Below are 20,443 nucleotides of genomic sequence, written 5' to 3' on the forward strand. Positions count from 1 at the left end.
TGCAGCGCACCCAGCGCCACATCGCCGTCCGCCTCGCGCTTGAACCAGATGTTGGGGAACGCCAGGAAGCGGTGCCAGGCCACACCCATGTCGGTCTTCAGGGCGACCGTGATCATCCAGATGAACGAGGTCGCGATCTTCAGGCCGGCGAAGAAGTAGGTCAGGTTCTGGAGCGTCGCGACGTCCAGGCCCTTGAGCCAGGCGACCACCGGGTACGAGATGAAGAACGACGCTTCGTAGGCGTCCACGTGGTGCTGGGCGCCCTCCAGGGCGTGCAGCATGAAGATGCAGACGCCGACGATGAGGATGACGGCCTCGACGAAGTACGCCTGGCCGAAGTTGGAGCCGGCGAAGCGGGACTTGCGGCCCGGCTTGTTCGGCTTGCTCAGCTGGCGGATCACGATCAGGGCGAGGATGCCGAGCGTCGTCATCGTGCCGAGGAACTCGACGAAGACGTTGTACGGCGCCCAGTCGCCGATGACCGGAAGGAGCCAGTCGGCCTTGAAGAGCTGGCCGATGGCGTTGACGATCGTCAGCAGCAGCGAGAAGAAGCCCACCGCCACGAACCAGTGCGCGACCCCGACGACGCCCCAGCGGTTCATACGGGTGTGGCCGAGGAACTCCTTGACCACGGTGACCGTACGCTGCACGGGGGCATCGGTGCGGGTGCCGGCGGGTACGGGCTGGCCGAGCCGCATCTGGCGGTAGATCTGCAGGATGGCGCGGCCGAACAGCGCGACACCGATCGCGATGAGGACCAGCGACACGATGATCGCGGCGAGTTGCATGAGGGGCTCCTCGGACCTGCGAGAGCGGAAGACGGAGAGCGCTGAGCGGGCTCAGCGGACTACTACTGAGTAACTTTTTGGGTCTGCGGCTGAGGTTACCCATTCTCCCCGGTGCCATGAAGGCGCCCGGCCGGTGATCTGTGTCGCGAAGGCAACCCTGCGTCGAGGTGGGGCGTCCATGGTGGTGGCCGGGTGAGGATAAGGGCGACATAAAAGTTGAGTGGACTCGACTCAGCTCTGTTGACAGGTTTTCCTCGGTGTTGCACTCTTGAGCCTGTTCCACTCAAGTCAGCTGGAGGAATCGAAATGGCACGTGCGGTCGGCATCGACCTGGGCACGACGAACTCCGTCGTCAGTGTTCTTGAAGGCGGTGAGCCCACCGTCATCACCAACGCCGAGGGCGCCAGGACCACGCCGTCCGTCGTCGCCTTCGCGAAGAACGGCGAGGTGCTGGTCGGCGAGGTCGCCAAGCGCCAGGCGGTCACCAACGTCGACAGGACGATCCGGTCGGTCAAGCGCCACATGGGCACCGACTGGAAGATCGGCATTGACGGCAAGGACTTCAACCCGCAGCAGATGAGCGCCTTCATCCTGCAGAAGCTCAAGCGGGATGCCGAGGCGTACCTGGGCGAGAAGGTCGTCGACGCGGTCATCACCGTTCCGGCCTACTTCAACGACTCCGAGCGCCAGGCCACCAAGGAGGCCGGTGAGATCGCGGGTCTCAACGTCCTGCGCATCGTCAACGAGCCCACCGCGGCCGCCCTGGCCTACGGCCTGGAGAAGGACGACCAGACCATTCTGGTCTTCGACCTCGGTGGCGGCACCTTCGACGTCTCGCTGCTGGAGATCGGTGACGGCGTCGTCGAGGTGAAGGCCACCAACGGTGACAACCACCTCGGTGGTGACGACTGGGACCAGCGCGTCGTCGACTACCTGGTCAAGCAGTTCCAGAACGGCCACGGCGTCGACCTGTCCAAGGACAAGATGGCGCTGCAGCGTCTGCGCGAGGCCGCCGAGAAGGCGAAGATCGAGCTGTCGTCGTCCACCGAGACCACGATCAACCTGCCCTACATCACCGCCTCGGCCGAGGGCCCGCTGCACCTGGACGAGAAGCTCACCCGCTCGCAGTTCCAGCAGCTGACCGCGGACCTCCTGGAGCGCTGCAAGACCCCGTTCCACAACGTGATCAAGGACGCCGGCATCGCGCTGTCCGACATCGACCACGTGGTCCTGGTCGGCGGTTCGACCCGTATGCCGGCCGTCGCCGAGCTCGTCAAGGAGCTGACCGGCGGCAAGGACGCCAACAAGGGCGTCAACCCGGACGAGGTCGTGGCCATCGGCGCCACCCTGCAGGCCGGTGTCCTCAAGGGTGAGGTCAAGGACGTCCTCCTGCTGGACGTCACCCCGCTGTCCCTCGGTATCGAGACCAAGGGCGGCATCATGACCAAGCTCATCGAGCGGAACACGACGATCCCGACCAAGCGGTCCGAGATCTTCACCACCGCCGAGGACAACCAGCCGTCCGTGCAGATCCAGGTCTACCAGGGCGAGCGCGAGATCGCGGCGTACAACAAGAAGCTCGGGATGTTCGAGCTGACCGGTCTGCCGCCGGCCCCGCGCGGCGTCCCGCAGATCGAGGTCTCCTTCGACATCGACGCCAACGGCATCATGCACGTGACCGCGAAGGACCTCGGCACGGGCAAGGAGCAGAAGATGACCGTCACCGGCGGCTCGTCGCTGCCGAAGGAAGAGGTCGACCGGATGCGGGAGGAGGCCGAGCGCTACGCGGACGAGGACCACAAGCGCCGCGAGGCCGCCGAGGCCCGCAACCAGGGCGAGCAGCTCGTCTACCAGACCGAGAAGTTCCTCAAGGACAACGAGGACAAGGTCCCCGCGGAGGTCAAGACCGAGGTCGAGACCGCCGTGGGCGAGCTGAAGGAGAAGCTCAAGGGCGAGGACACCGCGGAGATCCGCACCGCCACCGAGAAGGTCGCGGCCGTCTCCCAGAAGCTCGGCCAGGCCATGTACGCCGACGCGCAGGCCGCGGCGGGCGCCGAGGGTGCCGCCGCCGGTGAGCAGGCCAAGGCCGACGCCGCCGACGACGTCGTGGACGCCGAGATCGTCGACGACGAGAAGCCCAAGAAGGACGGTGCCGCGTGACGGAGGAGACCCCGGGCTTCGAGGAGAAGCCCGACGTCCCCTCTGACGCCGCCACCCCCGAAGACGCGGCGCAGGAAGCCGAGTCCGCCGACAAGGCGGGCTCGGCCCCGGCCGGGGACGTACAGGACGTAGCGCTCCAGGCGCAGCTGGACCAGGTACGCACGGCGCTCAACGAGCGCACGGCGGACCTCCAGCGGCTCCAGGCGGAGTACCAGAACTACCGCCGTCGGGTGGAACGGGACCGGGTCGCGGTCAAGGAGATCGCCGTGGCGAACCTCCTGTCCGAGCTCCTTCCCGTGCTCGACGACGTCGGCCGGGCGCGTGAACACGGCGAGCTGGTCGGCGGCTTCAAGTCGGTCGCCGAGTCGCTGGAAACCGTGGTCGCCAAGCTCGGTCTGCAGCAGTTCGGCAAGGAGGGCGAGCCCTTCGACCCGACGATCCACGAGGCCCTGATGCACTCGTACGCGCCCGACGTCACGGAGACGACGTGCGTGGCGATTCTGCAGCCCGGGTATCGCATCGGTGAGCGAACGATCCGCCCCGCGCGGGTCGCCGTCGCCGAACCGCAGCCGGGCGCGCAGAGCGCCAAGTCCGCCTCGGACGAGGACGCCAAGGCTTCGGACGAGGAGAGCGGTGGCCCGGAAGAGGGCTGACGTGAGCACGAACAGAAGAACCGCGCGGGAGGAGGGACGTCGGGGATGAGCACCAAGGACTTCGTCGAGAAGGACTACTACAAGGTCCTCGGCGTCCCCAAGGACGCCACCGAAGCGGAGATCAAGAAGGCGTACCGCAAGCTGGCCCGGGAGAACCACCCGGACGCCAACAAGGGCGACGCCAAGGCCGAGGAGCGCTTCAAGGAGATCTCCGAGGCCAATGACGTCCTGGGCGACGCCAAGCGCCGCAAGGAGTACGACGAGGCGCGCGCGCTGTTCGGCAACGGCGGCTTCCGGCCGGGGCCGGGCGGCGGCGGCAGCTTCAACTTCGACCTGGGCGACCTGTTCGGGGGCTCGGGTGGCGGCGGCGGTGCCGGCGGCTTCGGCGGCGGGCTCGGGGACGTCTTCGGCGGGCTGTTCAACCGTGGCGGCGCCGCGGGTACGCGTACCCAGCCGCGGCGTGGCCAGGACATCGAGTCCGAGGTGACGCTGAGCTTCACCGAGGCGGTCGACGGGGCCACGGTCCCGCTGCGGATGTCCAGCCAGGCGGCGTGCAAGGCCTGTTCGGGCACCGGCGACAAAAACGGTACGCCTCGGGTCTGCCCGACCTGTGTCGGCACCGGCCAGGTCAGCCGGGGCGCGGGCGGCGGCTTCTCGCTCACCGACCCGTGCGCCGACTGCAAGGGCCGCGGTCTGATCGCGCAGGACCCGTGCGACGTCTGCAAGGGCAGCGGACGGGCCACCAGCGCGCGCACGATGCAGGTCCGCATCCCCGCGGGCGTCTCGGACGGGCAGCGGATCCGGCTGCGCGGCAAGGGCGCTCCCGGTGAGCGCGGCGGCCCGGCCGGTGATCTGTACGTGGTCGTGCATGTCGGCGCCCACCCGGTCTTCGGCCGCAAGGGCGACAACCTCACCGTCACGGTGCCGGTCACCTTCCCGGAGGCGGCGCTCGGCGGCGAGGTGAAGGTGCCGACGCTGGGCGGTCCGCCGGTGACGCTGAAGCTGCCGGCCGGCACTCCCAACGGACGCACCATGCGGGCCCGGGGCAAGGGCGCGGCCCGCAAGGACGGCACCCGGGGTGATCTGCTGGTCACCATCGAGGTCGTCGTTCCCCAGGACCTCAGCGACCAGGCGAGGGAAGCGCTGGAGTCCTATCGCGAGGCGACCGCGGGGGCCGACCCGCGGGAGGAGCTGTTCCAGGCCGCGAAGGGAGCTTGAGATGGAGAGCCGGGGCGGGCAGCGTCGTAACCCGTATGAACTGACCGAAGAGTCGCCGGTGTACGTCATCTCCGTCGCGGCTCAGCTCTCCGGCCTGCATCCGCAGACCCTTCGTCAGTACGACCGGCTGGGGCTGGTCTCGCCCGACCGCACGGCCGGGCGGGGCCGCCGCTACTCCGCCCGGGACATCGAGCTGCTCCGCACGGTGCAGCAGCTGTCCCAGGACGAGGGCATCAACCTCGCCGGCATCAAGCGCATCATCGAACTGGAGAACCAGGTCGCGGCCCTGCAGCAGCGGGTCGCCGAGCTGCAGGGCGCCCTGGAGGGCGCGGCCAGCGCGATGCAGCAGCGGGAGGCCGCGGTGCACGCCTCCTATCGGCGCGATCTGGTGCCGTATCAGGACGTGCAGCAGACCAGCGCGCTGGTGGTGTGGCGGCCGAAGCGGTCCGAGTGACGGGCGCCGCGCGGCGCGGTGGTACTACGGCGAAGGGCCGGGGTGGTGAGGAGCCGCCCCGGCCCTTCGCCGTGTCCGGGCGGGCGAACGGGGGCGGCCGGCAAGGGCCCCGGCGGGTGCTCAGCAGCCGTTGTAGCCCGCCGTCGGCATCGACAGCCGGCGGTGCACCTGTGACTTCATCGCGAGCGTGTAGACCGGCTCGTCGAGGTCGGCGGTCTCCAGCCGGATGCCGGCCGCCGCGCACCGGGCGCTGAACTCGTCGGCGCCGTCGATGGCGTTCTCCAGCGCCCGCCGATTGGGCGTCACGAACACGTCGACCAGGCCGTTTTCCACGTCGCGCCACAGCGCGCTGTGGTCGGCGCGCAGCTGATGCAGGGTGAGCTGGCAGGTCAGGTGGTACTCACGGGCTGCCGCCCACTGCTTGCACATGTCGTGCTGGCTGCGGTCATCGACCAGGAACGGATCCTCGTCCAGCTCGGACAGCGGCATCAGGCAGGCGATCGCCGTCACTCGGACCGAGTTCATCGTGCCCTCCGGGGCGTGGCGACTGTGGGGGCGACGATACCCCCGAGGGCGGCCCGTGGTGGAGGGGCTGTACCGGGTGGCGAGGCGTACCCGCAGGCGTGGCAGATCTTCCAGCCGTCCTGATTGACCGCGAGCTGGCCGCCGCAGCGCGGGCAGAGCTCGGCGTGCGGGCGTGGCCGGGCGGGGCGCGGCCGGGCGGGGTGCGGACGGCGCGGAACGGTCGTCACGATGCGCAAAGCCGACGCCATGGCGCCTCCAGCTGCCTTCTTCTGCCCGGGACGAGGCCGAGGCCGCTCGTCGTTGCCCGGTGCTGTTCGGTCCCCGTCGTCCTTGGGTACCAGGTGGCGCGATGCCGCCGGATGCGGAGCGCCCGTTTTCGGACAGGTGTGGACCAGAGGTGGTTCGGCCGCTCAGGCGCGTCCCATGGCCCTGGTCACCGCGATCTCGATCATGACCCGGTCGGGGTTGGGGGCCGGCGTCCGCCCGTACCGCCCGGCGTACCGGGCGACCGCGTCGGCCACCGCCCCGGCCTCGGTCCGCACCCGCGCGATGCCCTCCAGGGTCGCCCAGCGGCCCCGGTCGACCTGGCACACGGCGACCCGCGCGCCGTCCGGCCCGGCGGCGAGCACGTTCTTGACCTTGGTGCTGTCCTTGCGGGTGATGACCCGCGCGATCCGCTGCCCGGCGTCGTAGGTGACCCCCACCGGCACCACGTGCGGCGTCCCGTCCGGCCGCGGCGTGGTGAGCGTCGACATGAGGTACTCGTCCCAGAAGGCGAGGTACTCGGGGGAGAGGGCGCTGAGGTCGTGGGCCATGGGGGTCAGGGTAGACCGGGCCCCGGGGCCCCGGACCGGCGGTCAGAGGAATTCGACCGTCTCCAGGCCGAAGGAGAAGGGGGCGGGGAGGGGGACGGGTTTGCCGAAGGGCACGGCGGTGTGGCCCACGTAGTCTTCCGCGGAAGGCTCGCTGAACAGCGTCACCGTGGACCTGTCGCGGTCGACGAGGAGGTGCAGCGGAAGACCGGCGCGGGCATAGGCGCGTCTCTTGCCCTCGCGGTCGTTATGGGGCCTGGCCGAGGTCGCCTCGGCGACCATGGCAACGCCGTCGCTGGGCATCCACGGTGGGGCGCCCCGGAAGAGACGCAGTGAGCGTGGGGCGATGGTGGCAGCGGGAATCGCGTGGTCCGCGGGCTGGTCACCCGAGCCGGCGAGGACGAGTCCCTTGTAGCCCGAGACCTGCATGGCCGTCGCCGACTGCCCATACACCTGCTCGTTGACGATGCCGCGTCCCCCGGGTGGTCAGTGCCAGTGGCATATTCCGGGGCAATTCCCTCGCACGGATGAGCCTTGAGTGGAATAGACTCAACTTATCGCACGTTGGCATAGGCAGGATTGGCTCAGGGAACGTGCGCCAGTACCGGGTATGGGCACGAGTACGAGGAGGATCACGAGGCCGTGGACGCGGAGCTGACCAACAAGAGCCGAGAGGCGCTGAGCGCTGCCAACAAGCGGGCGGTCACCGCCGGGCACGCGGACATGACGTCCGCGCATCTCCTGCTCGCGCTGCTGGCCGGGCAGGACAACGAGAACATCATGGACCTGCTGGCCGCCGTGGAAGCGGACGCCGCCGCGCTGCGCAACGGCGCCGAGCGGCAGCTCGCCGCGCTGCCCAGCGCGCAGGGCTCGACGGTGTCCCCGCCGCAGCCGGACCGCGAGCTGCTGACCGCCATCGCGGACGCCACCCAGCGCGCCAAGGACCTCGGGGACGACTACGTCTCCACCGAGCACCTGCTGATCGGGATCGCCGCCAAGGGCGGGCGCACCGGCGAGCTGCTGGAGCAGCAGGGCGCCTCCGCCAAGAAGCTGCTGGCCGCGTTCGAGGCGAACCGCGGCGGGCAGCGGGTGACCAACCCCGACCCGGAAGGCACGTACAAGGCGCTGGAGAAGTTCGGTACGGACTTCACCGCGGCCGCCCGCGAGGGCAAGCTCGACCCGGTCATCGGCCGGGACCACGAGATCCGGCGGGTGGTGCAGGTCCTCTCCCGCCGTACGAAGAACAACCCGGTGCTGATCGGCGAGCCGGGCGTCGGCAAGACCGCCGTCGTCGAGGGGCTGGCGCAGCGGATCGTCAAGGGCGACGTGCCCGAGTCGCTGCGCAACAAGCGGCTGGTCGCGCTGGACCTGGGGGCGATGGTCGCGGGCGCGAAGTACCGCGGTGAGTTCGAGGAGCGGCTGAAGACCGTTCTGGCGGAGATCAAGTCCAGCGAGGGCCAGATCATCACCTTCATCGACGAGCTGCACACCGTCGTCGGTGCGGGCGCCGGCGGGGACTCGTCGATGGACGCGGGCAACATGCTCAAGCCCATGCTGGCCCGCGGTGAGCTGCGGATGGTCGGTGCGACCACGCTCGACGAGTACCGCGAGCGGATCGAGAAGGACGCCGCGCTGGAGCGGCGCTTCCAGCAGGTGCTGGTCGCCGAGCCGACCGTCGAGGACACGGTGGCGATCCTGCGTGGCCTCAAGGGCCGCTACGAGGCGCACCACAAGGTGCAGATCGCCGACTCCGCGCTGGTCGCCGCGGCCACCCTCTCCGACCGCTACATCACCTCCCGCTTCCTGCCCGACAAGGCGATCGACCTGGTCGACGAGGCGGCCTCCCGCCTCCGCATGGAGATCGACTCGTCCCCCGTGGAGATCGACGAGCTCCAGCGCGCCGTCGACCGCCTCAAGATGGAGGAGCTCGCGCTCCGCAACGAGACCGACGCCGGCTCCGTCGCGCGCCTGGAGAAGCTGCGCAAGGACCTTGCCGACAAGGAGGAGGAGCTGCGCGGGCTGACCGCCCGGTGGGAGAAGGAGAAGCAGAGCCTCAACCGCGTCGGTGAGCTGAAGGAGAAGCTCGACGAACTGCGCGGCCAGGCCGAGCGCGCCCAGCGGGACGGCGACTTCGACACCGCCTCCAAGCTGCTCTACGGCGAGATCCCGGGCGTCGAACGGGAACTGGAGGAGGCCGCGGCCGCCGAGGCCGAGCAGGAGGCCGCCAAGGAGTCCATGGTCAAGGAGGAGGTCGGCCCGGACGACATCGCCGACGTGGTCAGCTCCTGGACCGGCATCCCGGCCGGCCGCCTCCTGGAGGGCGAGACCCAGAAGCTGCTCCGCATGGAGGAGGAGATCGGCAAGCGGTTGATCGGCCAGACCGAGGCCGTCCGCTCGGTGTCGGACGCGGTCCGCCGCACCCGCGCCGGGATCGCCGATCCGGACCGGCCCACCGGCTCGTTCCTCTTCCTCGGCCCGACCGGCGTCGGCAAGACCGAGCTGGCCAAGGCGCTCGCCGACTTCCTCTTCGACGACGAGCGGGCGATGGTCCGGATCGACATGTCGGAGTACGGCGAGAAGCACAGCGTGGCCCGCCTGGTCGGCGCGCCGCCCGGTTACGTCGGCTACGAGGAGGGCGGCCAGCTGACCGAGGCGGTCCGCCGCCGCCCGTACAGCGTGATCCTGCTCGACGAGGTGGAGAAGGCGCACACCGAGGTCTTCGACATCCTGCTCCAGGTGCTCGACGACGGCCGGCTCACGGACGGCCAGGGCCGCACGGTCGACTTCCGGAACACCATCCTGATCCTGACCTCCAACCTGGGCTCCGGGTTCCTGATGGACCCGCTGCTGAAGGAGGAGGAGAAGAAGGAGAAGGTGCTGGAGACCGTCCGTGCGTCCTTCCGGCCCGAATTCCTCAACCGGCTCGACGACGTGGTGGTCTTCCACGCGCTCGGCACGGCACAGCTGCAGCGGATCGCCCGGATCCAGCTGGCCCATCTCCAGCGCCGGCTCGGCGACCGCAGGCTCACCCTGGACGTCACCGACCGCGCCCTGGACTGGCTCGCCTGGCTGGGCCGGGAACCGGTCGTCGACGCCCCCGCCCCCGACCTGTCGTACGGTGCCCGGCCGCTGCGCCGCCTGGTGCAGACGGCCATCGGCGACCAGCTCGCCCGGGCCATCCTGGCCGGCGAGGTGCTCGACGGCGACACCGTACGGGTGGACGTGGACGGCGACGGGGAGCGGCTGACGGTGGCGGCCGCCGGGCGCGCCGCGGTCTGACCGGACGCGGTCCCGCCGGGGGGATCGTTCCCTTGACCTACACGTTGCCCGCACCGGCCCCGTCCGGGCTTGCCAGGACGGGGCTGATGTGGGGGAGGATGGCAGGGACCATACGAAGGGAATTCCACGGTGAGCATCGACCCGTCCTCGATTCCGAATTTCGGGGGCCAGCCCGAACCGCAGCCGTCGGGGCCTGATGGTCCCGTCCTGCCTGACCAGGACCTGGTCAAGCAGCTCCTCGACCAGATGGAGCTGAAGTACGTAGTCGACGAGGAGGGTGACCTCGCCGCGCCGTGGGAGCAGTTCCGCACGTACTTCATGTTCCGGGGCGAGGAGGAGCAGCAGATCTTCTCCGTCCGCACGTTCTACGACCGCGTCCACGGCCTCGACGAGAAGTCGAAGCTGCTGGAGGCGATCGACGACTGGAACCGCCGGACGCTGTGGCCCAAGGCCTACACCCACACCCATGACGACGGCACGGTCCGTCTGATCGGTGAGGCATCGATGCTGATCGGCACCGGTGTTTCGCTCGAACACTTCGTGTCGAGCACGGTCAGCTGGGTCCGCGCCTCCATCGAATTCGACAAGTGGATCGTCGAGCAGCTCGGTTTGGAGGCCGAGATCGACGGCGACTCCGACGACAAGCCGGGCGACGAGGAGGGCTGACGCCCCCTTCACCCCGGACCCGGCTGCGCGGGCCCAGGAGCATCCGCTCCGGGGCCCGCGTCGTCGTTGGTGTGCCCGCCCGCGCCGGCTATCCGGCCGCCAGTGCCTTCAGCCGCCCCGCCGCCTCCTGGAGGACCTCGACGCTCTTGCAGAAGGCGAAGCGGACGAAGGGGGCGCCCTGGTCCTTGTGGTCGTAGAAGACGGCGTTGGGGATGGCGACGACGCCGGCCCGTTCGGGGAGGGCGCGGCAGAAGGCGAAGCCGTCGCCCTCTTCGGACAGTGCGCCGCCCAGGGGGCGGATGTCGGTGGTGATGAAGTACGTGCCGGAGGGCCGGAAGACCCGGAAGCCGGCGTCGGCCAGGCCGGCGGCGAGCACATCGCGCTTGGTGCGCAGATCGTCGCGCAGCCCGCTGTAGTAGCCGTCGGGCAGGGCCAGGGCCTCGGCGACGGCGTACTGGAAGGGGCCGGCGGAGACGTAGGTGAGGAACTGCTTGGCCGAGCGGACCGCGGTGATCAGCTCCGGCGCCGCGGTGACCCAGCCGACCTTCCAGCCGGTGAAGGAGAAGGTCTTGCCGGCCGAGCTGATGGTGACGGTGCGGTCGCGCATGCCCGGGAAGGACGCGAGGGGCAGGTGCTCGCCCTCGAAGACGAGGTGCTCGTAGACCTCGTCGGTGATCACGAGGAGATCGCGTTCCACGGCCAGCTCGGCGACCGCGGTGAGCTCCTCGCGGGTCAGGACGGTGCCGGTGGGGTTGTGCGGGGTGTTGAGGAGGAGGAGGCGGGTGTCGTCGGTGACGGCGTCGCGCAGCTCGTCGAGGTCGAGGCGGTACGTACCGGATTCCGGCTCGGCGCGCAGGGTCACCGGCACCCGGCGGCCGCCCGCCATGGCGATACAGGCGGCGTAGGAGTCGTAGTACGGCTCCAGCGCGACGACCTCGTCGCCCGGTTCGAGGAGGGCGAGCAGCGCGGCGGCGATGGCCTCGGTGGCGCCGGCGGTGACCAGGACCTCGGTGTCGGGGTCGTACGACAGGCCCAGGTGGCCGTAGAAGCGCTCCTGGTGGGCGGCGACGGCGGTGCGCAGCTCGGGGATGCCGGGGCCGGGCGGGTACTGGTTGCCGCGGCCGTCGCGCAGCGCGCGCACCGCCGCCTCCCTGACTTCCTCGGGGCCGTCGGCGTCCGGGAAGCCCTGGCCGAGGTTGATGGAGCCGGTGCGTACGGCGAGTGCCGACATCTCGGCGAAGATCGTGGTGCCGAATTCGGCGAGGCGGCGATTGAGCAGCGGTCGGTCCATGCGCGCCATCCTGCGCCGAACCTCTGGAGTTCCTCAACTGTGCTTTGAGACGGGGAGGGCAGGGGCATCAGCCCCAGCACACAAGGACGGAAGCGGTCGCCGACGGGGGCGGCCGGCGGCCCGGGAGGGGCCGGGACGGCGCATCGGGCGCCGGACGGAGCGTTGCTGTCCCACTGCCCGAAGGGAGTGGGAGGGGCCTCACGCTTCGGGGGAGCGAAAGGAGTGTGTGGCAGATGACGATGGGGATTTTGTTCTTCCTGGTGATCTGTGCGGTGGTGGCCGGGGTCGTGGCCCTGGCCGTGCGGGGCGGGGGCGGCGGTCGCGGCGGGAGCTCGTCCGGCGCCAGCTGGTGGGCGGGTGGTGACTCGGGTGCGAGCGGCCACCACGGTGGGCATCACGGGGGGCATCACGGCGGTGGCCACCACGGCGGCCACTCGTGCGGCGGCGGTGGCGGCTGCGGTGGCGGCGGGTCCTGAACCGCACACATGCGGGTGGCCCATATCTGTCCGCATATGCGCCCGGCGGGCCGTCGGCGAGTGCCAACACCCGCTGGGCGCAAGGCAGTTGAACAGTTGAGCTGCTAGGCCCTCTAGGGGATGGAAAGCCGGAGAACATGGGTAAAACCGCTGTGGGCGACCGGGCATTCATGATTCCCTCTTCATAGAGAATCCCCCACGTTCTCCGATCCCACGTGGGCGCGAGCCGGCAGGCAGGCGTACGTTCCTGATCCTTCACGGGCGGGCCGGCCCACCATTCCACTGCGTGTTTGCGGAGCCGACCCATGCTCACCACTTTGAAGACGGCGTACACCGATACCCGTGCATCCGACCTGGCCTGGGCGCTGGACAGGGAACCCCTGCCGGCCCTGGCCGTGCTCGACCTCCAACTCCATGACATCCAGGTCCAGTTGAGGCTGCTCGGCGCCTCCCACCAGGTCATTCTCGAAGAGGAACGCGGGACGTGTTCCGAGACCGTCGCCTGTATGCCGGGCAGCAGCACCCCCTTGCCGCTCGGCGTGGCCAAGCGCCTGGGGGACTGGGAGTACGAGTTCGCCGCGCATGTGGAGACCCTGTCGCGCGGTTCGTTCGCGGGGCGCGCGCAGGAGTTGCTCGCGCTGGTCGCCGAGCATCCGTACGGGCTCGCCGGGACGTTCCCCGGTTCGCCGCACGCCTTCACGGCGCTGCTGGCGCAGTGCCAGCGGGACCAGGTGCGCTGGCGGACCTGGCATGCGTACCCGCAGGAGGGTCGTTTGGTGGCCACCCGGACGCGGGTGGTCGTACGGGCGCCGGTCGCGGCTGTCTAGGGGCGGGTACACGCCGGGCGTGGGGAAGGTCGGCGGGGTGCGCGCGGTGTGGTGTGCGCGGGCGCGCAATGTCCGACGTCCGCCGCGGACTTGCGCTCCAGTCTCGCCCAACTGACGCGTGTAGCCCGCAGAGTGCACTCGTGTGGGTGACCGATAGGTCCGGAATCGTCACGTAGCGTTCACGCATGATCGACCCGCCAGAGTCCGCTCTCACCGGCACCCTCGGGCGGCCGGAGGCCATGACGTCGGCGCGGCTGCCCGTCCCGGCCGGGCTCGGCCGGCTGCTGGTGCTCTGCGTGGTCTTCGTCTGTGCCGCCTGCGGACTGGTCTACGAACTCGAACTCGTCGCCATGGCCACGTACTTGGTGGGTGACTCGGTCACCCAGGCGTCCGTCGTGCTGTCCGTCATGGTCTTCGCGATGGGCATCGGCGCACTGCTCGCCAAGCGGCTGCGGTGCCGGGCGGCGGTCGGCTTCGGCGCGGTCGAGGCCGGGCTCGCGCTGGTCGGCGGCAGCTCCGCGATGGCGCTCTACGCCTGCTTCGCCTGGTTCGCCCAGGCCCGCACCGCGCTGGTCGCCTTCTCCCTGGTCATCGGTGTGCTGATCGGCGCCGAGGTGCCGCTGCTGATGACCCTGATCCAGCGGGTGCGGCGGCAGGACCCGGGCGGGGCGGTCGCCGACCTGTTCGCCGCGGACTACGTCGGCGCCCTCGTCGGCGGCCTGGCCTTTCCCTTCCTGCTGCTGCCGAACCTCGGCCAGCTGTCCGGCGCGCTGGTCACCGGCGCCGTCAACGACGTGGCCGGCAGCGCCCTGGTGCTCTGGCTCTTCCGCCGCGACCTGACCGCCCGCGCCCGCTGGACGCTGCTGGTGGTGAACGTCCTCGTGCTCGCGCTGCTCGCCGCCGGCGTAGTGCTGGCCGCGCCCTTCGAACGGGCCGCGCGCCGGGCCGTGTACGGCTCGGCGGCCCGGGTCGCGGTGCAGACCGACGTGCAGGAAGTGGTGCTGACCGGCGGCACCGGAACCGGTGCGGGACGGGAGAGGAAAGGTTCCGGCCGGCCGCTGGAGCTGTACCTCGACGGCCGGCTGCGGGTCAGCGGGGACACCGAAGTCCGCTACCACGAAGCGCTGGTGCACCCGGCGATGGCCGCCGGCCCGCATGCCCGGGTCCTGGTCCTCGGCGGCGGCGACGGCCTGGCCGTACGCGAGATCCTCCGCTACCGCGCGGTCCGCTCGGTGACCGTCGTCGAACTCGACCCCGGCGTCCTCCGGCTGGCCCGTACGGACCCCGGCCTGACCCGCCTGAACGACCACTCGCTCGGCGATCCGCGGGTCCACGTCGTCACCGCCGACGCCTTCGACTGGCTGCGCGACCGGAACGCCTCCGGCGACCGCCCGGCGCCCTACGACGTCATCGTCTCCGATCTCCCCGACCCCGGCATCACCGCCAGCACCAAGCTGTACTCCCAGGAGTTCTACGGCCTGGCCGCACGGCTGCTGGCCGACCGCGGACGCCTGGTGGTGCACGCCGGCCCGCCGGTCGGCCGGGCCCGGGCGTACTGGACGGTGGACGCCACGGTCCGCTCGGTGGGCCTGGCCACCGACCCGTACCGCATGCCCGGCCGCCCCGCGTCCTTCTCCGGTCCCGACCGCGCGGCCGACCCCACGCCGGGGCCGACCGGCGAACCGCTCACCCTCGGACCGGCGCCCCGCTACTGGGGCTTCGTGCTCGCCGCCCGGCACCGACCCCGCTTCGGCCCGGCGCCCGACGCACCCCTTCCGCCGGTGACCCGCGAGGCGCTGGGGGCCGCCCGGCACGGCGACCTCCGCGACCGCATCCCCGGCCTCCCGGCGTCCACGCTGATGCACCCGCGCTACCAGTACTGACCCGTTCCGCGGGCCGGGGCAGCGTACGCGCGACGGCCCGGACCCGGGCCGGAGCGCAGAAAGTTGTGCGTGCGCGGGCACGTGTCCCGGCCTGCTGGGTAGGCTCCCGTGTCATGGAGCATGAGGTGTACGTTCCGTTTCCCGTCCGGACCGTGCGGCAGGCGCTCACCGAACCGGAGCGGGTGGCGCGCTGTGTCCCCGGAGTCCAACTCGACGCCGATGCCGCCCCGCACCGCCCCGAGGGCCGGCTGCGGCTGCGCATCGGAAGCTCCACCATCACCTACCGCGGCAGTCTCACGGTCAGCGAGCCGGCCGACGGCGGCCCCGGTGACGACGGCACCGCCGAACTGACCGTCGAGGCGAAGGGCGCCGAATCCGTGGGTGACGGAGCGGTCGCGCTGACCCTGACCGTACGGCTGTCCCCGGCCACCGACCCCGGCCCCGGCACCACCCTGGCCTGCGCCGGCACCGTCCACAGCGACGGCCGGCTCGCCGAGGCCACCGACCGGGCCGCCGAGACCGCCGGGCGCCGGCTGCTGGACCGGTTCGCCGAGAACCTCGCGGACGACCTGCGGCAGCACCCGGTCGCCGACGGGCCCGCCCCGACCGGCGTCTTCGACAGCGACGTGCCGCCGCCCGCCCTGGACCCGCTCAGCGACGAGGACGCCATCGAGGAGGCCGACCTGGCCGACGCGGGCGACGCCGTCGAGGAGACCGCTTTCACCTACGACGACGACCTGGACGAGGTCGCCCCGGCCGAGGCCGCGCACGCCCGCCGCACGATGATCGGGCGCAGTGCCGAGGAGGTCGACCACGCCCCGCCGCGCGGCCGGTACGCGCCGGTGCCCGCACCCGAGCCCCACGCCACCTCGCTGACCCTGCGCTGGGCGGCGCCGGCCGCCGCGGTGGTGCTGGCGTCCGCCGTCGTCGTCGGCCGGGTGCTGCGCCGCCGCCGCTGACCGCGACGCCCGGCGGCGTCCCCCGGCGCGGCCCGGCGCACCGCTAGGGTCGGGCCCCGTGAGTACCGACAACACCACGCAGGGCGGCGCGCCGTCCGGGGTACGGCTCGCCGCCGGAGACACCGAAGTGACCGTCCGGCCGGACAACGGCTGCCGGATCGGAAGCCTCCGCGTCGGCGGTACGGAACTGCTGCGGCAGGGCGACACATACGGCTGTTTCCCGATGGTTCCGTGGTGCGGCCGGCTCGCGCACGGCGAGTTCCGCAACGGCGGCGAGCTGCACCGCATGCCGCTGAACGCCCCGCCGCACGCGATCCACGGCACCGGCCGCAACCTGCACTGGCGCACCGCCCGGACCGGCCCGACGGAGGCGGCCTTCACCTACGACCTCACCGACCCGGCGGCCCCCTGGCCGTACCCGGGGCGGGTCACCCAGCTCGTCGAGCTCGCAGCGGACGGCGCCTCGCTCACCCTCACCATGGGCGTTGAGGCGACCGACGACTCCTTCCCGGCGCAGGCCGGCTGGCACCCGTGGTTCCGGCGGAACCTCGGCGAGGGGCAGGACGTACACCTCGACTTCCTGCCCGAGTGGCAGGAGGAGCGGGGCCCCGACCACCTCCCGACCGGCCGGCGGATCACCCCGCGGCCCGGCCCGTGGGACGACTGCTTCGGCACCCCGCGCGGGGTCGCCGCCACCCTCACCTGGCCGGGCCGTCTGGAACTGAAGGTCACCAGCCGCGCCGAGTGGGTGGTGGTCTACGACGAGCAGGAGGCCGCGGTCTGCGTGGAACCGCAGTCCGGCCCGCCCAACGGCCTCAACACCCTGCCGCGGCTGGTCACCCCCATCGATCCGCTGGAGATCTCCATGACCTGGAGCTGGCGGAGCCTTGCCGGGGACACCGCATAAGCTCAAGACCATGAGTGACGACGTGCGCGGCGAGCTGCTGCAGCAGATCAAGGACAAGGCCGTGGTGCACGGCAAGGTGACGCTTTCCTCCGGCAAGGAGGCCGACTACTACATCGACCTGCGCCGGATCACCCTGGACGGCGAGGCCGCGCCGCTGGTGGGGCAGCTGATGCTGGACATCACCGCCGACCTGGACTACGACGCGGTGGGCGGGCTGACGCTGGGCGCCGACCCGGTGGCGACCTCGATGCTGCACGCCTCCGCCGCGCGCGGCCGGCGGCTGGACGCGTTCGTCGTCCGCAAGGCCCAGAAGGCGCACGGCATGCAGCGCCGCATCGAGGGCCCCGACATCAAGGGCCGCCGGGTCCTGGTCGTCGAGGACACCTCCACCACCGGCGGCTCCCCGCTGACCGCCGTCGAGGCGGCCCGCGAGGCGGGCGCCGAGGTCGTCGCGGTGGCCACGATCGTCGACCGCGGCGCCGCGTCCGCGATCGCCGACGCCGGGCTGCCTTATATCACGGGCTTCCAGCTCGGCGACCTCGGGCTCGCCTGAGGGTCGCCAGGCATCCGGCGCTGACGCGGGAGAAACGCGCTGACCTGCGGTTTCGCCAAGTGGCGGTTGGTTTCACGGGAAACCGGCCGCCACTTTCGCGTGGTGGCCGGATGGGGGGAGTGGAGCAATCCGCGGAGTCTGGGAAGATGTGCTCGGCAACGTCGCCGTCCCAGGTCAGGGCCAAGAACGCACACCCGCACATACAAGGAGCGGACAGATGCCCATCGCAACTCCCGAGGTCTACAACGAGATGCTGGACCGGGCGAAGGCAGGCAAGTTCGCCTACCCGGCCATCAACGTCACGTCGACGCAGACGCTGCACGCCGCGCTGCGCGGCTTCGCCGAGGCCGAGAGCGACGGCATCATCCAGATCTCCACCGGTGGTGCGGAGTTCCTGGGTGGCCAGCACAACAAGGACATGGTGACCGGCGCGGTCGCGCTCGCCGAGTTCGCGCACGTCGTGGCCGACAAGTACGACATCACCGTCGCGCTGCACACCGACCACTGCCCCAAGGACAAGCTCGACGGCTACGTCCGCCCGCTGCTGGACATCTCCGCCGAGCGCGTCGCCAAGGGCCAGAACCCGCTGTTCCAGTCGCACATGTGGGACGGCTCGGCCGAGACCCTCGCCGACAACCTGGCCATCGGCCAGGAGCTGCTCGCCAAGGCCGCCGCCGCCAAGATCATCCTTGAGGTCGAGATCACCCCGACCGGCGGCGAGGAGGACGGCGTCAGCCACGAGATCAACGACGAGCTCTACACCACCGTCGACGACGCGCTGCGCACCGCCGAGGCGCTGGGCCTGGGCGAGAAGGGCCGCTACCTGCTCGCCGCCTCCTTCGGCAACGTCCACGGCGTCTACAAGCCGGGCAACGTCGTGCTCCGCCCCGAGCTCCTCAAGGACCTCCAGGAGGGCGTCGGCGCCAAGTACGGCAAGGCCGCGCCGTTCGACTTCGTCTTCCACGGCGGCTCCGGCTCCACCGAGCAGGAGATCGCCACCGCGCTGGAGAACGGCGTGGTCAAGATGAACCTCGACACCGACACGCAGTACGCGTTCTCCCGTCCGATCGCGGACCACATGTTCCGCAACTACGACGGAGTGCTGAAGGTCGACGGCGAGGTCGGCAACAAGAAGACCTACGACCCGCGCAGCTGGGGCAAGCTGGCCGAGGCCGGCATGGCCAAGCGGGTGACCGAGGCGTGCGCGAACCTTCGCTCGACGGGCACGAAGATCAAGTAACTCTCCGCCCGTACCCGTCTTCCGGGTGCGGGGCTTCGGGCCGAGGGGGCGGGCGCCGGTGGGCGTCCGCCCCCTTTGTCGTGCGAGGGGCCGGGATCGCGGGCACGCTCGGGCTATGAGCGACGTCGGGCTGGGATCCGCACAGGGGCGGTGGGTCCTGCTGACCGCTGTGCTGGGGTCCGGGATGGCGATGCTGGACAGCACCGTCGTCAATGTCGCACTGCCCCGGATCGGGCAGGATCTCCACGCCGACCTGGCGGTTCTGCAGTGGACGGTGACCGCCTACCTGCTCACTCTGTCCGCGTTGATCCTGCTGGGCGGGGCGCTGGGGGACCGGTACGGCCGGCGGCGGGTCTTCGTCATCGGGGTGGTCTGGTTCGCCACCGCCTCGCTGCTGTGCGGGCTGGCGCCGCACGCCGGGGTGCTGATCGCCGCACGGGCGCTGCAGGGGGTCGGCGGGGCACTGCTCACGCCCGGTTCGCTCGCCCTGATCCAGGCGGTGTTCCGGCCGGGCGACCGGGCCCGTGCGGTCGGTGCCTGGTCGGGGCTGGGCGGGGTGGCCGCGGCGATCGGACCGTTCGTCGGCGGCTGGCTGGTGGACGGCCCCGGCTGGCGCTGGGTGTTCTTCGTGAACGTGCCGCTGGCGCTGGTGTGCGTGCCGGTGGCGCTGCGGCACGTCCCCGAGACCCGGGAGCGGGCCGCCGACCGGCGCGGCGGGTTCGATGTGGCGGGCGCGGCGCTGGGGGCGCTGGCGCTGGCCGGGGTGACGTACGCGCTGATCGCCGCGCCCGGCCGGGGCGCCTCGCCGGGGGTGATCGTCCCCGCGGTGGCCGGTGTGCTGCTCGGGGTGGTCTTCGTCCGCGTCGAGGGACGCCGGACCGACCCGATGCTGCCGCTCGCGATCTTCCGCATCCGCCTGTTCTCCGCGATCAACGCGGTGACCGTGTGCGTCTACGCGGCGTTCAGCGGCTTCTTCTTCCTGGCCGTCCTCCAGCTCCAGGTCGTCGCGGGCTATTCGGCGCTCCAGGCCGGTGTCGCCCTGCTGCCGACCACCGGCCTGATGCTCCTGCTCTCCGCCCGCGCCGGTGAACTGGGGCAGCGCATCGGGCCGCGGATCCCGCTCACCGCCGGACCGGTGCTGTGCGCCGCCGGGATGCTGCTGATGATCCGGGTCGGCCCGGGCGCCTCCTACGCCGCCGACGTGCTGCCCGCGCTGGTCGTGCTGGGCACGGGAATGGTGACGCTGGTCGCGCCGCTCACCTCGACCGTGCTGGCGTCGGTGGACGTGGACCGGGCCGGGCTGGCCAGCGGCATCAACAACGCGGCGGCCCGGGCCGCGGGCCTGGTCGCGGTGGCCGCCCTGCCCCTCCTGGCGGGCATGGGCCCCGAGGCCTACCGCTCGGCCGGCGAATTCGCCGCCACCTTCCGCCGCGCCATGCCCCTGTGCGCCGCCGTCCTCCTGGCCGGCGCCCTGATCGCCTGGCTCACCGTCCGCCCGACGCCCCGCCCCCCACCCGCCAAGGAACCCTGCCACCCCGAGTGCACCTACCACTGCGGAGTGGCCTCGCCGCCCTTGGACCCGGGCGACCGGCCACCTGAGCCACCACGCCCACCCCCACCCACCTCCCCTTTCCCTCCAACGGGAGGGGACGGGCCGTAGGGCCTGGTGTGGGGGCATCGCTTCCGAGGGCGCAATGAGGAGCGAAGCCCCGCGGCGGAAGGCCGGGTACGTGCGCAGGGCCGCCACAGCCA

At 71.3% G+C, this 20,443-nt stretch carries 17 protein-coding genes and 1 pseudogene; 13 read left to right on the forward strand and 5 right to left on the reverse strand.

What is annotated here, in order from left to right:
- Positions 1-788 (reverse strand): annotated as a pseudogene (locus AB0G35_RS32660) (Fe-S oxidoreductase); the annotation flags it as partial.
- 306 nt (positions 789-1,094) lie between these two features.
- On the opposite strand from AB0G35_RS32660, the gene dnaK reads away from it, so the two are divergent.
- From dnaK to AB0G35_RS32680, 4 genes are read left to right on the forward strand one after another with little or no spacing between them, the layout of a single operon-like run.
- Positions 1,095-2,948, forward strand: coding sequence for a molecular chaperone DnaK (gene dnaK, locus AB0G35_RS32665; RefSeq protein ID WP_360956964.1), 1,854 nt, complete (start codon positions 1,095-1,097; stop codon positions 2,946-2,948).
- Positions 2,945-3,601 carry a nucleotide exchange factor GrpE gene (gene grpE, locus AB0G35_RS32670; protein ID WP_310728446.1) on the forward strand — a complete coding sequence of 219 codons (657 nt, stop codon included), beginning with the start codon at positions 2,945-2,947 and terminating at the stop codon, positions 3,599-3,601. The genes dnaK and grpE overlap by 4 nt, the downstream gene beginning before the upstream one ends.
- Positions 3,602-3,646: 45 nt before the next feature.
- Positions 3,647-4,819, forward strand: a complete 1,173-nt coding sequence (dnaJ, locus tag AB0G35_RS32675; RefSeq protein ID WP_360956968.1) for a molecular chaperone DnaJ — start codon at positions 3,647-3,649, stop codon at positions 4,817-4,819.
- A gap of 1 nt (position 4,820) precedes the next feature.
- The gene (locus tag AB0G35_RS32680) at positions 4,821-5,273 is read left to right on the forward strand and encodes a helix-turn-helix domain-containing protein (RefSeq protein ID WP_261956876.1); all 453 of its coding nucleotides are present in this window, start codon (positions 4,821-4,823) and stop codon (positions 5,271-5,273) included.
- A gap of 120 nt (positions 5,274-5,393) precedes the next feature.
- Here the strand turns inward: AB0G35_RS32680 and AB0G35_RS32685 are convergent, their stop codons facing one another.
- The 3 genes from AB0G35_RS32685 to AB0G35_RS32695 form a co-directional block, all read right to left on the reverse strand.
- Positions 5,394-5,798 carry a hypothetical protein gene (locus AB0G35_RS32685; protein ID WP_360956971.1) on the reverse strand — a complete coding sequence of 135 codons (405 nt, stop codon included), beginning with the start codon at positions 5,796-5,798 and terminating at the stop codon, positions 5,394-5,396.
- 410 nt (positions 5,799-6,208) lie between these two features.
- Entirely contained in the window at positions 6,209-6,613 is a 405-nt protein-coding gene (locus AB0G35_RS32690) for a pyridoxamine 5'-phosphate oxidase family protein (RefSeq protein ID WP_360956974.1), read from the reverse strand.
- A gap of 42 nt (positions 6,614-6,655) precedes the next feature.
- Positions 6,656-7,063: a Uma2 family endonuclease gene (locus AB0G35_RS32695; RefSeq protein ID WP_360956976.1), complete on the reverse strand. Its 408-nt coding sequence runs from the start codon at positions 7,061-7,063 to the stop codon at positions 6,656-6,658.
- A 189-nt stretch (positions 7,064-7,252) separates the two neighbouring features.
- Between AB0G35_RS32695 and clpB the strand changes: the two genes are divergently transcribed.
- Both clpB and AB0G35_RS32705 read left to right on the forward strand, forming a co-directional pair.
- Positions 7,253-9,889 (forward strand): ATP-dependent chaperone ClpB, encoded by a 2,637-nt coding sequence (clpB, locus tag AB0G35_RS32700; protein WP_360956979.1) that lies wholly within the window; start codon positions 7,253-7,255, stop codon positions 9,887-9,889.
- A gap of 129 nt (positions 9,890-10,018) precedes the next feature.
- Positions 10,019-10,555, forward strand: a complete 537-nt coding sequence (locus AB0G35_RS32705; RefSeq protein ID WP_360956982.1) for a YbjN domain-containing protein — start codon at positions 10,019-10,021, stop codon at positions 10,553-10,555.
- A gap of 88 nt (positions 10,556-10,643) precedes the next feature.
- Here AB0G35_RS32705 and AB0G35_RS32710 read toward each other — a convergent pair whose 3' ends face one another.
- On the reverse strand, positions 10,644-11,846 hold the full coding sequence (locus tag AB0G35_RS32710; RefSeq protein ID WP_360956984.1) for a pyridoxal phosphate-dependent aminotransferase: 1,203 nt from the start codon (positions 11,844-11,846) through the stop codon (positions 10,644-10,646).
- Between the two features lie 781 nt (positions 11,847-12,627).
- Here AB0G35_RS32710 and AB0G35_RS32715 point away from each other — a divergent pair.
- The 7 genes from AB0G35_RS32715 (at position 12,628) to AB0G35_RS32745 (ending at position 20,351) form a co-directional block, all read left to right on the forward strand.
- Positions 12,628-13,149, forward strand: coding sequence for a DUF2617 family protein (locus tag AB0G35_RS32715; protein ID WP_360956987.1), 522 nt, complete (start codon positions 12,628-12,630; stop codon positions 13,147-13,149).
- A gap of 185 nt (positions 13,150-13,334) precedes the next feature.
- Positions 13,335-15,032, forward strand: coding sequence for a polyamine aminopropyltransferase (locus tag AB0G35_RS32720; RefSeq protein ID WP_360956990.1), 1,698 nt, complete (start codon positions 13,335-13,337; stop codon positions 15,030-15,032).
- A 113-nt stretch (positions 15,033-15,145) separates the two neighbouring features.
- Positions 15,146-15,991, forward strand: a complete 846-nt coding sequence (locus AB0G35_RS32725) for an SRPBCC domain-containing protein (protein ID WP_360956992.1) — start codon at positions 15,146-15,148, stop codon at positions 15,989-15,991.
- A 58-nt stretch (positions 15,992-16,049) separates the two neighbouring features.
- Entirely contained in the window at positions 16,050-16,898 is an 849-nt protein-coding gene (locus AB0G35_RS32730; RefSeq protein WP_360956995.1) for an aldose 1-epimerase, read from the forward strand.
- 10 nt (positions 16,899-16,908) lie between these two features.
- Positions 16,909-17,451: an orotate phosphoribosyltransferase gene (gene pyrE / locus AB0G35_RS32735; RefSeq protein WP_360956997.1), complete on the forward strand. Its 543-nt coding sequence runs from the start codon at positions 16,909-16,911 to the stop codon at positions 17,449-17,451.
- Between the two features lie 217 nt (positions 17,452-17,668).
- Entirely contained in the window at positions 17,669-18,691 is a 1,023-nt protein-coding gene (fbaA, locus tag AB0G35_RS32740) for a class II fructose-bisphosphate aldolase (RefSeq protein WP_360957000.1), read from the forward strand.
- A 115-nt stretch (positions 18,692-18,806) separates the two neighbouring features.
- Complete coding sequence (locus AB0G35_RS32745) at positions 18,807-20,351, forward strand: MFS transporter (protein WP_360957003.1); 1,545 nt, start codon at positions 18,807-18,809, stop codon at positions 20,349-20,351.
- The last annotated feature ends 92 nt before the right edge of the window (positions 20,352-20,443 follow it).

The organism is Streptomyces sp. NPDC021749 (assembly GCF_040640655.1).
GTDB lineage: Bacteria > Actinomycetota > Actinomycetes > Streptomycetales > Streptomycetaceae > Streptomyces.

Coding starts and splice junctions, on each gene's coding strand:
- dnaK (WP_360956964.1), top strand. CDS start 1,095: ATGGCACGTGCGGTCGGCATCGACCTGGGCACGACGAACTCCGTCGTC.
- dnaJ (WP_360956968.1), top strand. CDS start 3,647: ATGAGCACCAAGGACTTCGTCGAGAAGGACTACTACAAGGTCCTCGGC.
- AB0G35_RS32680 (WP_261956876.1), top strand. CDS start 4,821: ATGGAGAGCCGGGGCGGGCAGCGTCGTAACCCGTATGAACTGACCGAA.
- AB0G35_RS32685 (WP_360956971.1), bottom strand. CDS start 5,798: ATGAACTCGGTCCGAGTGACGGCGATCGCCTGCCTGATGCCGCTGTCC.
- AB0G35_RS32690 (WP_360956974.1), bottom strand. CDS start 6,613: ATGGCCCACGACCTCAGCGCCCTCTCCCCCGAGTACCTCGCCTTCTGG.
- AB0G35_RS32710 (WP_360956984.1), bottom strand. CDS start 11,846: ATGGACCGACCGCTGCTCAATCGCCGCCTCGCCGAATTCGGCACCACG.
- AB0G35_RS32715 (WP_360956987.1), top strand. CDS start 12,628: ATGCTCACCACTTTGAAGACGGCGTACACCGATACCCGTGCATCCGAC.
- AB0G35_RS32720 (WP_360956990.1), top strand. CDS start 13,335: ATGATCGACCCGCCAGAGTCCGCTCTCACCGGCACCCTCGGGCGGCCG.
- AB0G35_RS32725 (WP_360956992.1), top strand. CDS start 15,146: ATGGAGCATGAGGTGTACGTTCCGTTTCCCGTCCGGACCGTGCGGCAG.
- pyrE (WP_360956997.1), top strand. CDS start 16,909: ATGAGTGACGACGTGCGCGGCGAGCTGCTGCAGCAGATCAAGGACAAG.
- fbaA (WP_360957000.1), top strand. CDS start 17,669: ATGCCCATCGCAACTCCCGAGGTCTACAACGAGATGCTGGACCGGGCG.
- AB0G35_RS32745 (WP_360957003.1), top strand. CDS start 18,807: ATGAGCGACGTCGGGCTGGGATCCGCACAGGGGCGGTGGGTCCTGCTG.